At 46.6% G+C, this 16,866-nt stretch carries 11 protein-coding genes; 5 read left to right on the forward strand and 6 right to left on the reverse strand.

Features of this window, described 5'->3' with window-relative positions; genetic code table 11:
• The first annotated feature begins 1,711 nt into the window (after window positions 1-1,711).
• Complete coding sequence (gene psaA / locus P5674_RS04225) at window positions 1,712-3,967, forward strand: photosystem I core protein PsaA (protein ID WP_006619833.1); 2,256 nt, start codon at window positions 1,712-1,714, stop codon at window positions 3,965-3,967.
• A gap of 80 nt (window positions 3,968-4,047) precedes the next feature.
• Window positions 4,048-6,273, forward strand: a complete 2,226-nt coding sequence (gene psaB / locus P5674_RS04230) for a photosystem I core protein PsaB (RefSeq protein ID WP_006619832.1) — start codon at window positions 4,048-4,050, stop codon at window positions 6,271-6,273.
• Between the two features lie 84 nt (window positions 6,274-6,357).
• Here the strand turns inward: psaB and ribE are convergent, their stop codons facing one another.
• Window positions 6,358-7,065, reverse strand: a complete 708-nt coding sequence (gene ribE / locus P5674_RS04235) for a riboflavin synthase (RefSeq protein WP_006619831.1) — start codon at window positions 7,063-7,065, stop codon at window positions 6,358-6,360.
• Window positions 7,066-7,377: 312 nt separating this feature from the next.
• On the opposite strand from ribE, the gene P5674_RS04240 reads away from it, so the two are divergent.
• Window positions 7,378-7,884 (forward strand): bifunctional nuclease family protein, encoded by a 507-nt coding sequence (locus tag P5674_RS04240; RefSeq protein ID WP_006619830.1) that lies wholly within the window; start codon window positions 7,378-7,380, stop codon window positions 7,882-7,884.
• Window positions 7,885-7,892: 8 nt separating this feature from the next.
• Complete coding sequence (locus tag P5674_RS04245) at window positions 7,893-9,017, forward strand: aldo/keto reductase (RefSeq protein WP_006619829.1); 1,125 nt, start codon at window positions 7,893-7,895, stop codon at window positions 9,015-9,017.
• 22 nt (window positions 9,018-9,039) lie between these two features.
• On the opposite strand, the gene P5674_RS04250 is transcribed toward P5674_RS04245, so the two are convergent.
• The 5 genes from P5674_RS04250 to P5674_RS04270 form a co-directional block, all read right to left on the reverse strand.
• Window positions 9,040-10,968 carry a hypothetical protein gene (locus tag P5674_RS04250; protein ID WP_043468200.1) on the reverse strand — a complete coding sequence of 643 codons (1,929 nt, stop codon included), beginning with the start codon at window positions 10,966-10,968 and terminating at the stop codon, window positions 9,040-9,042.
• 83 nt (window positions 10,969-11,051) lie between these two features.
• Window positions 11,052-12,452, reverse strand: coding sequence for an ABC transporter substrate-binding protein (locus P5674_RS04255; RefSeq protein WP_014275209.1), 1,401 nt, complete (start codon window positions 12,450-12,452; stop codon window positions 11,052-11,054).
• A 38-nt stretch (window positions 12,453-12,490) separates the two neighbouring features.
• The gene (locus P5674_RS04260; RefSeq protein ID WP_014275210.1) at window positions 12,491-13,924 is read right to left on the reverse strand and encodes a serine/threonine-protein kinase; all 1,434 of its coding nucleotides are present in this window, start codon (window positions 13,922-13,924) and stop codon (window positions 12,491-12,493) included.
• Between the two features lie 88 nt (window positions 13,925-14,012).
• Complete coding sequence (locus P5674_RS04265) at window positions 14,013-14,951, reverse strand: LysR family transcriptional regulator (protein ID WP_014275211.1); 939 nt, start codon at window positions 14,949-14,951, stop codon at window positions 14,013-14,015.
• Between the two features lie 60 nt (window positions 14,952-15,011).
• Window positions 15,012-16,007: a LysR family transcriptional regulator gene (locus P5674_RS04270; RefSeq protein ID WP_006619824.1), complete on the reverse strand. Its 996-nt coding sequence runs from the start codon at window positions 16,005-16,007 to the stop codon at window positions 15,012-15,014.
• 121 nt (window positions 16,008-16,128) lie between these two features.
• On the opposite strand from P5674_RS04270, the gene P5674_RS04275 reads away from it, so the two are divergent.
• A complete protein-coding gene (locus P5674_RS04275; RefSeq protein ID WP_006619823.1) occupies window positions 16,129-16,842 on the forward strand; it encodes an NnrU family protein in 714 nt (237 codons plus the stop codon).
• Window positions 16,843-16,866 lie beyond the last annotated feature (24 nt).

Here is a 16,866-nt window from a genome sequence, read left to right on the forward strand (position 1 = left end):
TCCTCAACGACTATAGGTTCAGGTTCTGAGACTTCCTGTTCCTCAACGACTATAGGTTCAGGTTCTGAGACTTCCTGTTCCTCAACGACTATAGGTTCAGGTTCTGAGACTTCCTGTTCCTCAACGACTATAGGTTCAGGTTCTGAGGCTTCCTCAATTTCAGGAGAGGGGGCTAAAGTTGGGCTGGTATAGTTCGCTTCAACCAAACCCCTAGCCTGGGATAGAGATAATTGACCGCGAATTAGTTTAGATAGGGTATCTTGGCTTTTGGGGTCGTAGGTGAGAACTCTTGCGGTGTTGTTGTAGACGTTATTCAGGGGTTCTCCGAGTTCGTCTAAAAATTCCAGTTGTACCCAGTTTTTACCGGGTTGGAATCCTTTTAAATATATGGGTTCCCAGCGTTCGATAATAAAACTTTCGCCGTTAACAGTAACGCGGATACGCCAATCGATGATTTCATCTTCTGGATCTTCTTGGGCGATTAAATGTAGGGGGGCGTTGTCTAAATAGAAGTCCAGCAAAATGGGTTCAGCACCATAGGTTCCTTGGGGACGGTTATAGGTAAGTAAGGGAAGTTTTGGATCTGGGTTGTTATTGGGGGTTTTGGTGTAAATGTGAAATGTGGCGATCGCACTTGAACCATCATTTTTGAAACTTTCGCCCCAGGGATAGACAGCAAAAACTCGCAGGGTATGGGTTCCTGGTTTCAGGTCTGATAGGATAATCGGTTCCGTGGGATTGTAAATATGGCGATCGCTATCGTTGTCGATAATTAAATGTAAGTGGGGACCATCACCTAGTGTTTCGTCTCGGAAGGTGGGGAAGTCCAAAACTTGTAGTTGGACTGTGACATTATTATCCTGTAGCAACTCGTCTGGTTGAGGACTGATAATTTGGACTTGAGGTTGATAGCGATCGAGGGCTGGGTGTAATTTTTGAATGATATCTGGGGGGGATACTTCCGAAATACTCTGCTTAACAGTTTTCGCTGATGATGTCTGGGTAATTGATGGATCAGTCGGTTCAGAGTCACCACACCCAGTCATCTGAAACGTTATTACTGCGACGAGTAAAATAGTCAGCAGTTTTTTGATGGGAGTCCACCAGAACTTGTTCACAGACACAATCACACTCCTAAAACCCAAATCGTCCAAAGAAACCGTATAGTATGCAACTATAGCCCAAAACAGACCCGATCCTTAATATGGATCTCCAACAGATATTGATAAAATGCCGATTATCCTTAACATTTTTATCTATGTCCATGAGCTGTCACGAGCCAGCCACTGGTCCCTCTAGCGCCTGTATATCAAAGTATTTTATGGCAGCAAATTTTAAGTTTTGTAACGGTTCAATGCAGATCTTTACAGAGTTTTTCGGCTGATATGGGCTAAATCCAAGATTTTATAGGGGTTTTAGGAATTCTTAATTATTGTTACCGACTCCCCCATGTGACTCGGAAAGATGATATACAATTTACAGACAACAGCGGCTGACGGCAGAATCAAAAACTGTTGTAGACAGAAGCATACAGTTGTCGTTATAATATGCCTTTAAATGCCCAAGGCAAAACTAAGGGTTTGTTGTTGCCCCCAACAAAAGTTAAGAACACTCTCAACTTTTGTGAAGGATGATGAAGGGGCTTAAAAAATCCCGTTTCAGAATCTGCAACAATATTTTTGTTATTTGTGATACGGAGAGGAGAGTCTAAATGACCATCAGTCCTCCAGAGCGGGAGGCAAAAGCCAAGGTCACGGTAGACAAGGACCCAACTCCTACCTCTTTTGAAAGGTGGGGAAAACCCGGTCATTTTCGCCGCGATCTTGCCAAAGGTCCAAGTACGACAACCTGGATTTGGAACCTGCACGCCGACGCTCACGACTTCGATAGTCATACCAGCGATTTAGAAGATATTTCGCGCAAAATCTTTAGCGCTCACTTCGGCCATCTGGCAGTAATCTTCATTTGGCTGAGTGGTGCATATTTCCACGGCGCGAAGTTTTCCAACTACGAGGCTTGGTTAACAAACCCAACAGGGATTAAACCGAGCGCACAAGTTGTATGGCCCATCTTTGGCCAAGAAATTTTGAATGCCGATGTAGGTGGTGGCTTCCAAGGCATCCAGATCACCTCTGGATTGTTCCAATTATGGCGAGCTTCCGGTATCACCAACGAGTTCCAACTCTACTGCACAGCGATCGGTGCATTGGTGATGGCGGGTCTGATGCTGTTCGCTGGTTGGTTCCACTACCATAAACGTGCTCCCAAACTGGAATGGTTCCAGAATGTGGAGTCAATGATGAACCATCACCTAGCTGGACTATTGGGCTTAGGCTGCTTGGGTTGGACTGGACACCAAATTCATGTGTCTTTGCCAATTAACAAGCTGCTGGATGCCGGGGTGGCTCCTAAAGACATCCCCCTGCCCCATGAGTTCATTCTGAACTCCAGCTTGATGGCGGAACTGTATCCGAGCTTTAAGCAAGGACTAACCCCATTCTTCACATTAAATTGGGGAGTTTACGCAGACTTCCTAACCTTTAAGGGTGGTTTAAATCCTCAGACTGGCGGTTTGTGGCTGTCCGATACAGCTCACCACCACCTAGCTCTAGCAGTTCTATTCATCATTGCCGGTCATATGTACCGGACGAACTGGGGTATTGGCCATAGCATGAAGGAATTATTAGAAGCTCACAAAGGCCCCTTCACTGGAGAAGGCCACAAAGGGCTCTATGAAATTCTGACAACTTCTTGGCACGCTCAACTAGCTATTAACTTAGCGATGTTGGGTTCATTGAGCATCATTGTGGCTCACCACATGTATGCCATGCCTCCCTATCCCTATATCGCAACAGACTACCCCACTCAACTGTCTCTGTTCACTCACCATATGTGGATTGGAGCATTCTGTATTGTGGGTGCTGGTGCTCACGCTGCCATCTTTATGGTGCGGGATTACGATCCGGCTAAGAATGTTAACAACTTACTAGACAGGGTAATCCGTCATCGGGATGCCATCATCTCTCATCTAAACTGGGTTTGTATCTTCCTGGGCTTCCATAGCTTTGGGCTGTACGTCCATAACGACACCATGCGTGCCTTTGGTCGTCCCCAAGATATGTTCTCTGACACAGGAATTCAACTGCAACCTATCTTTGCTCAGTGGGTGCAAAACCTGCACACTCTAGCACCGGGCAATACAGCCCCCAATGCCCTCGCCAGCGTTAGTCCTGCCTTTGGCGGTGATGTAATTGCTGTGGGTGGCAAGGTCGCAATGATGCCGATCGCATTGGGTACGGCGGACTTCATGGTTCACCACATCCATGCCTTCACAATTCACGTGACCGTTTTAATTCTGCTCAAAGGTGTTCTGTACTCCCGCAGTTCTCGCCTAATTCCCGATAAAAGCGAGTTGGGATTCCGCTTCCCCTGCGACGGCCCTGGTCGTGGCGGCACCTGCCAAGTATCTGGTTGGGACCATGTGTTCCTTGGCTTGTTCTGGATGTATAACTCCCTGTCAATTGTGATTTTCCACTTCAGTTGGAAGATGCAGTCTGACGTTTGGGGAACCGTCGCCTCTGACGGCACGATTAGTCACATTACCAATGGCAATTTTGCCCAAAGTGCTATTACCATTAATGGATGGTTGCGTGATTTCTTGTGGGCGCAAGCCTCTCAGGTAATCAACTCCTATGGGTCAGCCCTTTCAGCCTACGGCTTGATGTTCTTGGCGGCTCACTTTGTATGGGCCTTCAGCCTGATGTTCCTGTTCAGTGGCCGTGGCTACTGGCAAGAACTAATCGAGTCCATTGTTTGGGCACACAACAAGCTCAAAGTGGCTCCGGCCATCCAACCTCGCGCTCTGAGCATCATTCAGGGTCGTGCGGTGGGAGTAGCTCACTACCTTCTAGGGGGAATTGTCACCACCTGGGCATTCTTCCTCGCCCGCATCATCTCCGTAGGATGAGGGTTCTTCGCTCGGGAATCGGGGTAACTGCCTCGATTTCCCTGGGCGTACTTAATGAGAACACCATTTAGTTAGGACTTATGGCAACGAAATTCCCAAAATTTAGCCAGGATTTGGCTCAAGATCCGACCACTCGTCGGATTTGGTACGGGATTGCCACAGCCCATGATTTTGAGACTCATGATGGAATGACCGAGGAGAATCTTTACCAAAAGATTTTTGCCTCTCACTTTGGACACATCGCCATCATCTTTCTCTGGACTTCTGGCAGCCTGTTCCACGTCGCTTGGCAAGGCAATTTTGAACAGTGGATTAAAGATCCCTTAAATGTACGTCCCATTGCTCACGCTATTTGGGACCCCCAATTTGGGCAACCCGCTGTTGACGCATTCACCCAAGCTGGCGCTTCTAACCCCGTTGATATCGCATACTCTGGTGTTTACCACTGGTGGTACACCATCGGGATGCGGACCAATGGAGACCTCTACCAAGGTTCTATCTTCCTACTTCTACTGGCTGCAGTCTTCCTGTTTGCTGGTTGGTTGCACCTGCAACCCAAGTACCGCCCCAGTCTGTCCTGGTTCAAAAACGCTGAATCTCGTTTGAACCACCACTTGGCAGGTCTGTTCGGTGTTAGTTCCTTGGCTTGGACTGGTCACTTGGTTCACGTCGCTATCCCCGAATCTCGCGGACAGCACGTGGGTTGGGATAACTTCTTGAGCACTCTGCCTCACCCGGCGGGTTTGGCTCCCTTCTTTACTGGTAACTGGGGAGTTTACGCTCAGAATCCTGACACCGTTCGTCATGTGTTCGGTACTTCTGAAGGTTCAGGGACTGCGATTCTGACTTTCTTAGGTGGATTTCATCCCCAAACCGAGTCCCTGTGGCTGACCGATATGGCTCACCACCATCTGGCGATCGCCGTGATTTTCATCATCGCGGGCCATATGTACCGGACTAACTTCGGAATCGGTCACAGCATCAAAGAAATGTGCGATGCCAAAGACTTCTTTGGTCGTCGTCTCGAAGGTCCTTTTAATATGCCTCACCAAGGCATTTATGAGACCTATAACAACTCTCTCCACTTCCAGTTAGGATGGCACTTGGCTTGTCTGGGTGTAATCACCTCCCTGGTTGCCCAGCATATGTACTCCATTCCTCCTTATGCTTTCATTGCTAAGGACTACACCACGATGGCTGCTCTTTACACGCACCATCAGTACATTGCTGGCTTCTTAATGGTCGGTGCTTTTGCCCACGGCGCTATCTTCCTGGTTCGTGACTATGATCCTGAGCAAAACAAAGGTAACGTTTTAGCTCGTGTTTTGGATCACAAAGAGGCAATCATCTCTCACCTGAGCTGGGTGTCTCTGTTCCTCGGTTTCCACACTTTGGGCATTTATGTTCATAACGATGTTGTGGTTGCCTTCGGTACTCCTGAAAAGCAAATCCTGATTGAGCCTGTATTCGCTCAGTTCATTCAGGCTGCTCATGGTAAAGCGGTTTATGCAATGGATGTGCTGCTTTCCAATCCTGAAAGCATTGCCACCACTGCTTGGCCTAACTACGGTAACGTTTGGTTGCCTGGCTGGCTGGATGCCATCAACTCCGGCACTAACTCTCTGTTCTTAACCATTGGCCCTGGCGATTTCTTGGTTCACCATGCGATCGCTCTCGGTCTGCACACCACCACCCTGATTCTGGTCAAAGGTGCGTTGGATGCTCGTGGTTCCAAGCTGATGCCCGACAAAAAAGACTTCGGCTATGCCTTCCCTTGTGATGGCCCCGGCCGTGGCGGTACTTGCGACATCTCCGCTTGGGATTCCTTCTACCTAGCTATGTTCTGGATGCTGAACACCCTGGGCTGGTTAACTTTCTACTGGCACTGGAAGCACCTGGGTATCTGGCAAGGTAACGTTGCTCAGTTCAACGAATCTTCTACCTACCTGATGGGATGGTTCCGCGATTATCTGTGGTTGAACTCTTCCCAGTTAATCAATGGTTACAACCCCTTCGGAACTAACAACCTCTCTGTTTGGGCCTGGATGTTCCTGTTCGGACACTTGGTTTGGGCAACTGGTTTCATGTTCCTGATTTCCTGGCGTGGTTACTGGCAAGAACTCATCGAGACCATTGTTTGGGCTCATGAGCGCACTCCTTTGGCGAACCTGGTTCGCTGGAAAGATAAGCCAGTGGCTCTGTCCATCGTTCAAGCTCGCGTTGTTGGTTTAGCTCACTTCACCGTTGGCTATATCCTCACCTACGCAGCCTTCCTAATTGCCTCAACTGCTGGTAAGTTCGGTTAAACTGAACCCTAATGTTAGGTAATTAGTTGCAAGTCCTCCACCATTGGTGGGGGGCTTTTTTTTTACTAATAATTAATTGATGGACTAATTAAAACCATGTTCGCTGAGAAATTCTGGGGTAATTTCTGGGGTAGCTGTGAGAGATTGCTGATGATAAATATTCACGGAATCGGTGGAATTTATACTGAGAAATTTAGCGACATATTTACCCAAAATATCTGCTTCCAAGTTGACTAAACTACCAGTTTCCAAGGTGCAAAGATTGGTATTTTGGTAAGTGTGAGGGATAACAGCGACTGCAAACCAACGACTATGACGATCGCATTCGGAAATAGTCAAACTCACCCCATTAACGGCAATACTACCCTTAGCAACCAAATAGGGAGCAATCTGTTGATTCCACAGATCAGCATCACTGGGGGGAACAAAACGCATTTCCCAGGAATTACCCACAGACACCGCCGCCTCCATGGTGGCGATCGCATCAACATGACCCGTCACAAAATGTCCTCCCAACTTACTCCCCGCACGCAGGGAAGCCTCCAAATTCACATAACCATTTAAATCACTACCCAAAGTAGTCCGACCCAAAGTTTCCGGGGAAGCCTCCGCCACCAAGCCACGGGGCATAATTTCCACCACTGTTAGACAAACCCCATTAACCGCCACACTATCACCGATCGCCAAATCCCCCAAAATCAGATCAGTTGCACCCACCTGACAAGCGATCTGAAAGCGCGATCGCCCCAAACTCTCAATCGTCCCCAAGGCCTGAATTAATCCGGTAAACATAACTTTTTTCCCGTATCAAGTGAACGTTAAACAAACAAAACCAATCACCTAGGTGGTAACTCCCATGACCAGGAAAAATCCCTAGCGATTACCTTCCCAGTAAGCTAGAATGCCCATTAAACCTAGATTTTTAGGCTAACATCAGTTAATTATCCGGCATTGTTTGACCATATTCACCAACGAGCTGTCCACAATTTCAGAGCAATTGTCGTCAATTCGGGTAAAAATCAAGGCATACTGGAATTGCTGGATTCTTACTGGCGGGTCTAACCACTTGTTGTTTGTCTATCGTATTTTATCGAGGCTGAACCGATGATTGAAATGAAAGTCGCCGGAATTGCACTAGACGCTACCACACGCAGCCCTATTGTGTTACTCAGAGATGCGTCTGAGCGACGAGCCTTACCTATTTTTATCGGTCAGGATCAGGCTAAATCGATAATCGGCGCTTTGGAAAACCATCAACCCCCGCGACCCCTAACCCATGATTTATTTGTCAATCTCATGGAAACCTGGGATATGGTTTTAGAGCGGATTGTGATTCACTCCCTCCAAGACAATACATTTTATGCTGTCTTGATTGTACGTCAAGGGGAGAATCGTAAAGAAATTGATGCGCGTCCTTCTGATGCCATTTCCATTGCACTGCGTACCGATAGCCCGATCTGGGTCATGGAAGAAGTCATCGCTGATGCTTCTATCCCTGTCGATCGTGATGCTGACGAAGCCGAAAGACGCGCCTTTCGCGATTTTGTTGCTAACCTGAGTCCAGAAGAGTTGATTAGACGGGCAGATTTTCGCAAAGACGAAGCTCAATAACTAAAATCATGCGTTATCGACGCTTTGGTAAAACCAATTTACCTCTATCAGTCTTTTCCCTGGGAACAATGCGCTATTTAGCATCCCCGGAAAATGCCCACCAAACTATAGAAAGGGCAGTTTCCATGGGAATTAACCATATAGAGACTGCCAAAGGTTATGGGAAAAGTGAGGAGTATCTGGGAGCGACTTTGCTAGGTGGTCTACCTGTGGAGCGATCGCAGCTTTATATTACTACCAAGATCCCACCGATGTCTGATCCTGATGCTTTAGAAAAGGCGATCGATGATTCCCTAACCAGGCTTAATCTTGACTATGTGGATGGTTTGGCGATTCATGGTATTAATACCTCCGAACATCTCACCCAGGCGATCGCTGGTATTAGGGGTATTGACAAAGCCATTGCAGATGGACGGGTCAGACATCTGGGGTTCTCGACCCATGCTCCGGTTGAGGTGATTCTGGAAGCGATTAATAGCGATCGCTTTGAGTTTATCAATCTCCATTATTACTATTTTTTCCAGCGCCATGCTCCCGCCATCACCCTAGCATCTCAAAAGGACATGGGGATTTTCATTATTTCCCCAGCCGATAAGGGGGGACAACTCTACACCCCCCCAGCTAAGTTAACTCAGCTATGCCATCCATTTTCCCCCCTCCACTTGAATTATCGATTTTTATTGAGCGATCGCCGCATTACGACCCTCAGTTTAGGAGCCGCTAACCCTCAAGAATTGGATTTACCCCTACAAGTAGCCGATTCCGTAGAATCCCTCACTGAGTCGGAACAAAGCGCCTTCATGGCTCTGGAAACTGCCTTAGAGGAAACATTAGCAACCGATACCTGTAAACAGTGTTATCAATGTTTACCATGTCCTGAACTGATTAATATTCCCGAAGTGCTGAGGTTACGAAATTTGGCGATCGCCTACGATATGACCCAATTTGGTAAGTATCGCTATGGTATGTTTGAGAATGCCGGACATTGGTTTCCTGGACGTAGAGGCGATCGATGTACCGACTGCGGCGACTGTTTACCTCGCTGTCCTCAAAATTTAGATATTCCCCGTCTGTTGCGAGACACTCACCAGCGACTGGGAGGATATCAACGACGACGTTTGTGGGACTCTTAGGAAAGATTGCACAGATCCGATTTTAGTCAAATTCATCTGGGAAGTTCGCCGGTTTTAGCGCCGGAGTTTCTGGGTCTGGTTGCGCCGATTCAACGTTATTGATTTTGGCTTGGTCTAAAAAGTCAATTAAAATATATTCAACTTCTTGGATAGTTTCATTATTTTTGAGTTCGGAACGTAACACATCTAAAAACCTGTTAACTAATCGCTGTTGCAATTCTTGCGCGATGGGATCTGGTTGTTTATTTTGTGCCGAATAATAGGATTTTTGGGGCTGCTGGGAGATAATGGCCGCGATGCGTTTGACTAGATTATCACTCACCTGTTCAGGAAATTTCCGAATCACCGGAATTTTCTGTAAACGGCGATAAATTCCTGATTGTTTAACAGACTGACTCACCTGATAATGAAGATAGGCTTCTAAATCCTGTTGAACTTCTGGTAAAACATGACAAGCAGTAACTTTTAATAATTGTTCGCTAATTAGTTTAACTTGACTCGGACTCTCTGGTTTAGTGATATTCATCGATTTTTGTTGAGATTTAAAAATCATTTTTCGCAGTTTTCCGCTGCGGACAGTTGCTTTAAGTTGGCTAATGCTTTGGTTAACTACCACCTGGATTAATTCATTCCCAAAACTAGCAATAACTTTGAGGCGAATTTGAGCCCTAAGTGTAGCCATATTAGGTAATTTGGCTCTTTCTAAGTGAATGATAACTGGAACTATCCGAATTAGGCGAATAACCCCAATCAGTAAAAATACGTCATACCAGATCATCCTAATACATGGCCATAAGCCTAGGTGCGGATAGCGACGACGAATAAAGGAGAGTTCCACTAGAAAAATTAGCCAAAAAATAATTACCCAAGGTAAATCAACTAGCCAAAAACGGTCAATAAATTCGCCATCTATTCCCAGGTGACGGAAATACATCTGACGCATTAAAGTAGCTATTTGATTGTCAAAAAAATCGAGTTCTGTTTCCCATCCTTTTTGGCTGAGGTTATCAATACTCCAGAAGGTTCTAAAGGCTTCTCTTGAGGACTGATCTACCCAAATAACTTCGGGTGCGAGGATACTTAATATCCTCATTGAATACAAAAATTTTAAGGTGGGTGTTAAGTGATTAGTCGTGGATGGATCGCCACCGTGGATATGTTCTACCATCCTATATTTCATATGAGTTATTAACCCTAAAGTGTTGTCAATTTGGGGGATATAACTGCGGTCTATCATCTCGGTGCTGAGTTGCTGAAGCTGTTGTAATAAGGGTTCAACTTGGGGCGATTCTAAACCCTCATATTCTAAAATGGCTTGCAGATCTGCTACGAGCATCAGATAGTTTTGGGAGGGTCGATAGGCTTCGACTCCCTTAATGATATCATAGCTTAATTGAGGTTCATATAGTGTAAATAGATGTCGTAAATTGATATTAAAAAATCTCAGGGAATTTTCCCAACCATTATTGGTGAAATATTCTCGACTCCAAAAGGTATTGATGGCTGTTTCCAGGTCATCGGTGTTGAGATGTTCCTGGAGTCGGTTGTTAATAGCTGCTAAAGTTCCGTGGGAGTCTTGAACCCGAAATGGTGGTTGTTCTATGAGAATTTCGAGGCTAAATTGTCTGATTTCGGCTAAGATAGGGTCAACTTGGGGAGAGTTTAAGCCTTGCTGTTCTAGGGTGGTTTGGAGACTATCTACGAGTTGTAAATATTTCCTTTGGGGAGTGTTAGAACGTTGTTGGCGATAATCATCAAAGCGTATATATAAATTGCGGTTGCTGAGGTAGATAAAGTCAAAAACGACTAAACTCAGGTTAGCCAGAATTAAGATAGCGATCGCCCTATCCATCAATAGCCGAAAATGCGATCGCCAAACCTTTCTGTTGACAGCAGATTTTGGTCGGAACCCAGATAATGATAAAAAATAAATCAGTTGGCGACCAAACACCTCCCATCTCCTTGCTTGCTGTTGATGACTATACCCGAAAGTATCCCCAGCCAATTATAGCCGAAAACGCACCCGTTTAAACATCAAGGAACTGGCACAAAATCATAACCCAATCCCGATCGCCTTCCCTGTTCAACCTTAACCAATTCGGCCGCTTGGTTGCGATCGCCAGAAGGCAAAAAACGGATATTTGCGCCACCCCCCTTAGCCGAAAACCCCGGTTCTGATAGTGTCCTTTGAACTCCCTGGCGGCTAGAATCTCCAGAAATACCAGCAATCAACGCTTTAGTGGCATCATAGGCCATAGTAGTCCGCCAGTTAATATCACCACCCCATAACTGAGTCGCCGCCTCTGGAAACCCCGAATTAGTGTGGCTGAGAATATGCCAGGGAATAGCCACCACCATACCCTCGCTATCGCCTCCCACCTGTAGCACTTCAGGTCTGTAGAGACTATCTCCCCCCAAAACAGGCAAGTTTCTAGCATTAACACGCACCACCTGTAAAGCCTGACTAACGGTTTCCGTATTAGCCAATAATACGATCGCCTCTGCTCCCTGCTGGGTAACTGATTCTACCGCATCAAAGCTATTAAAATTCCCCTCAGCCAGATTAATCTCCGCCACCACAGCGCCGCCATCTCCATATAAAGCCGTAGTAAACTCATCTTTGAGAGAACGACTATAACTACTATTCTCGTTATAGAAAATAGCCGCCTGGTTGAGATTCAGGTTATCTACCATATATTTTGCCAGGGCATTAGCCGTAAAGCGATCGCTCGGAACCGTCCGAAAAATGAAATTCCCCGCCCTAGATAACTCCATCGACGTACTGGTAGGAGAAATCGCCACCAACTGACCCTGCTGATAAACCGGGGATGCCGCCACAGTCACATCACTAGCAAAATGCCCCACCACCCCCAAAACCTGGTCATCAGCCACTAGAGACTGAGCCACTTGTTCAGCCACATTAGGATTATTAGCATCATCAGCAATCAGCACCCGCAGCGGAACCCCGTTAATACCCCCGGCTTGGTTAACTTCATTTTGAGCCTGAGCCACTCCCCGCAGGATTTCCTGGGCTGCATTTTCCGCCGTAGTGATAGGAACAGAAACGGCTATTGTATGGGACTGTCCAGCACCAATGCGGGCATTATTGAGATAAATTAGGGCTTCTGGATCATTGCGATTTTGCTGTAGGGAGGCTTCCAACTCGGAAACAGCCCTAGAATAATCTCCCGCCGCCAAAGCCTCAATTCCCTCTTGTTTAGCCGGGGAAGTTGTGCTCGCAACCAATAACTGTTGCCCAGCACTGATCGCCCTAGGTCGGGAGTCATTCCTAGCTGTTGGGGAACTCGGAGATGGTCTAATGTCTGCCTCAGTTTGTGATTGCCACTGGGTAAAGGCAAAATACCCAACGGCTAATAATCCTCCCGTAAGCAGCAAGGCTACAATCAGAATCGCTGTTTCGTTTTTTTGAGACATTATCCAATCTCCAATACCGTTTGTGCTTCTAGTTCAACTCATGAAATGAGCCGTTTCAGAATCCCGTAAATTAGACGAAATAGGGAAGTTGCCACGACGGCTGATAGTGCTGTCAATATTGGTAAAATGATGACCTGGGCAACTTCAAGATTACCGCGTGTAGTGCCAACCCAAAACACGATCGCAAAAGATATGCCAGCCACAATCAGCAGATCCCATTTTTCAATCCAACGGCGCACTTGAGCTAATAGTAACCCCGCTAACAGCAAGCCAGCAATCCCCAAACTCAAAGGTATTGTATCTAACAACGACCACAATACCATCACCAGTAATCCCCCATCAAAGCCGGTAAATGCTGCTGATGCTAGAATTTCCAGGATCGAAAAAGGTCGCCTGACGGTGGGGGTTGGCGCTTGAATTTGAGTAGCTACTGGTGCGGACACAGGCGCGCTTTGAGGAGTTACAGAAGGCGCAGGAACTACGGGAGGAGGTGGCGGTGGCGGCGAAATCGGTGGCGGTGGCGGCGAAATCATGGCATTGAGGGCTGTTAATACCTCTGTAGCCGCGCCAAAGCGATCGCTAGGGGTAGGTTGTAACATTCGGTCAAGAATGTTAGTTATGGAATCAGAAATTGTCACCTGATCTTTCCAAAGCCAAGCATTGCTGTAGCTATCAAACAAATCTTCAGGATCTTTGGCTGTTAATAACATAATTGCTGTTACCCCCAAAGCATATAAATCCGTAGATGGATAGACACTGCGACCTCGCATTTGTTCTGGGGGAGCAAATCCGGCAGAATAGATACCGGTTGATTTATTTCCTGGTGCTTGTGTGACTTCCTTAACCGCGCCAAAATCGAGCAAATGCAGAGTGCCAGAGCGATCGCGCATAATATTAGAAGGCTTAAGATCGCGGTGGATGACATCTTCCCCGTGGACAAATTCCAGGACATTCAGAATTTCCCGCATTACTTCCAGCACTTCAGTTTCCGAAAACGGACCCCGGCTTGATAGTTCCTGTTCCAGGTTCTGACCGTCGATATATTCTTGAACTAGATAGAAAAATTGCTGAGGGGTGCGAGTTTGCCAACCTGTTGCTTCCAGGGGAAAATAGGCTAACAAATTGGGGATTTGAGGATGTTGGTGTCCGAGGCGATCGAGAACCTGGGCTTCCCGTTCAAATAGTCCTTGGGCGATCGCTAATTGTTGGGGGTCCAAGTCTCCGGCTGGGAGAAACTGCTTAACAACACAGGTGCGTAAACTGGGCGATCGGCGATCGCGCGCTAAAAACGCCGCCCCAAACCCCCCCTGACCCAATAGACGTTCGGTTAGGTAGCGCCCATCTAAAATCAGGGGCATACCGCAGGTAGTACAATACTTCTGTTGTACCGTTTTGAGGTTGGCATGATCATCAAGGTCAGGATATAAGTTATCTGGCTTGGGACAACCGGGGCGAGTACAGTGGATTTTCATCAGAAGTTAGGTTGGGCTTATGGCCTGAATTGATTTTCACTGAAAAAGTGCGGCTACCCTAGGATTTTGGCAAAAATCCACCGTGGGGTCAATTCATCCGCTGCTCAGAATTACAAAATAGAGGTAAAATCTCGCGACTGAAGGCTTCGGCGGCTTTAGATTGATAGCGATTAGGATTAACAATTACTGATAACATCCGTTTAACCGTTACTGAATCAATGGTGGCCCGATGCAGCATCCCCATTTGTAGCTCTTTTTCAATAGCCGAAGTAGACACAAAAGCGGCTCCCAGTCCCGCTTGCACAGTATTTTTAATAGCCTCAATCGAGTTAAGTTCCATTTCAATCCGTAAGCGACGCGGATCAATATCATAGCGACTGAGGACTTGATCAATCACCTTGCGAATAGTCGATTGAGCATCTAGGGCGATAAACTTGAGGTTATACAGGTCTTCCTTTTGAATAAAGTCTTTTTCAGCCAAGGGGTGAAACACAGGCAAAACTAGGGCTAGTTCATCCTCAATATAAGGTTGAACGCTGAGACAGTCCTGCAATTCTGGCGGGATCTCACCGCCAATGATGGCTAAGTCAATTTGTCCGTTAGCAACACTCCAAGCCGTGCGACGGGTAGAGTGGACATGGAGTTGCACAGCTACATCTGGGTATTTTTGCCGAAACATCCCAATCATCCCAGGTAGGAGATAGGTTCCGGTAGTCTGGGAAGCACCAACAATTAGGGTTCCCCCTTGTAGGTTTTGTAAGTCTTCGATCGCACGACAGGTTTCTTGACATAGGGAAAGGATCTTTTCCCCATAACTAATCAGTAAATGTCCAGCCTCGGTAAGTTTAGCCCGGCGACCAGCGCGATCGAACAGCGGAACATTTAATTGTCGCTCTAAATTCTGTACTTGTAGGCTGATCGCAGGTTGGGAGACATAGAGACTATCGGCGGCTCTTTTAAAACTCCCTTCAGAGGCGATCGCCTTCAGAATTCGTAATTGATCCAGGGTGAACGGAACGTCTGACATCACTAAGTAAAATTGCTATTTGATGTGCTAATGTGGTGGAAGTCGAACCCCCAGTCCAGACTACAAGGGCATCTGTTCTGAGGTAGGTTCGTTAGCCAACCCAGCAGAAATCTCTAAATTTTCCGGTGGGAGTTGTGTACTAGAGAAATTCGGTAAAATCTCCTTTATGAATACAGATGCGGCTTTAGATCTATAGCGTAATGGGTTATAAATCACTGATAACATCCGTTTGATAGTGACTCGATCAATTTTAGGAATTTGCAATACTCCCATTTGTAACTCTTTCTCAATGGCGGATGTGGAAACGAAAGCCACCCCTAGACCTGACTGCACCGCATTTTTGATCGCTTCAATAGAACTTAGTTCCATTTCGATTTTGAGGCGACTGGTATCAATCCCAGACCGACTCAATACCTGGTCAATCACTTTGCGGATAGTCGATTGAGCATCAAGACTGATAAACTGCAAGTCGTATAAATCATCATGTTCGATAATCTCCTGTCCGGCGAGGGGATGGGAAACCGACATGATCAGAGCTAGTTCATCTTCTGCGAAGGGAACCACCTCTAATGATTGCGCCAATTCCGGGGAGATCTCCCCCCCCACGATCGCCAAATCAATTTGTCCGTTAACCACACTCCAAGCCGTGCGACGGGTAGAGTGAACATGAAGTTGTACCGACACATCGGGATATTTTGAGCGAAACATCCCAATCATCCGAGGTAGCAAATAGGTTCCCGTAGTTTGGGAAGCACCGACAATTAGCGTCCCTCCTTGCAGGTTTTGTAAGTCTTCGATCGCACGACAGGTTTCCTGACACAGGGAAAGGACTTTTTCCCCATAACTCAGTAATAGATGACCCGCTTCTGTCAGTTGGGCGCGACGACCTCCTCGATCAAATAAGGGTACATTTAATTGGCGTTCTAGGTTCTGCACCTGCAAACTCACTGCTGGTTGGGATACATATAAGCGATCGGCCGCTCGCTTAAAACTTCCCTCGGAAGCGATCGCTTGCAGAATGCGTAACTGATCTAAAGTGAATGGAAGATCGGACATGGTGTTAACCTCATCGGCAGACAAAAGATCCGAGAATAGCTATGTGAGGATCGTCTTCTTTGAGCATACTGCGAGATGATCTGTATTGGAGTTAACTTTATTATCCGTTGGAGAAGTCAAAATGTCTGATCAATGGCTCAGTCTTAGCCATTTCGTGATGGTGGGGTTACTGCTATGCTTTGCGATCGCCCATAGTGGTCTAGCTGCCCTCCGACCTGTTGTCGAACAGGTTATCGGTCCCCGGTTATATCGCATTTTTTTCGCTCTGGTCAGTTTATCCCTGGCGGTCGTCTTGATTATCTACTTCTTTAATCACCGCTATGATGGCCTACAACTCTGGCAACTCCAGGGTGTACCCGCCCTTAAACCTATCGTTTGGGTTCTCTCGGCTATCTCCTTTGTGTTTTTATACCCCTCTACTTTCAATCTACTCGAAATTGCTGCGATCGCTAAACCACAAGTCCATCTTCATCAAACTGGCATTATCCGTATTACCCGACATCCCCAAATGGTCGGACAAGTCATCTGGTGTATTGCCCATACCCTATGGATTGGTACCACCTTTACCCTCGTGACCTCCATTGGTTTAGTTTTACATCACCTCTTTGGAGTTTGGCATGGCGATCGGCGTTTACAAGCCCGTTTTGGCCAATCCTTTGAAACCCTCAAATCCCAAACCTCCGTAATTCCCTTTTTGGCAATTATTCAGGGACGGCAAACCCTAGTTATACAGGAATTTCTCCGTCCCGCTTATCTCGGTGTTGGCATTTTCATTATCCTACTTTGGCAAGCTCATCCTCTATTAATTCGTGTCACAAGTAACGTAGGCTGGTAGCATGATCCCAGGGATATAAAATGT

This window comes from Limnospira sp. PMC 289.06 (assembly GCF_032350395.1).
Lineage (GTDB): Bacteria > Cyanobacteriota > Cyanobacteriia > Cyanobacteriales > Microcoleaceae > Limnospira > Limnospira platensis.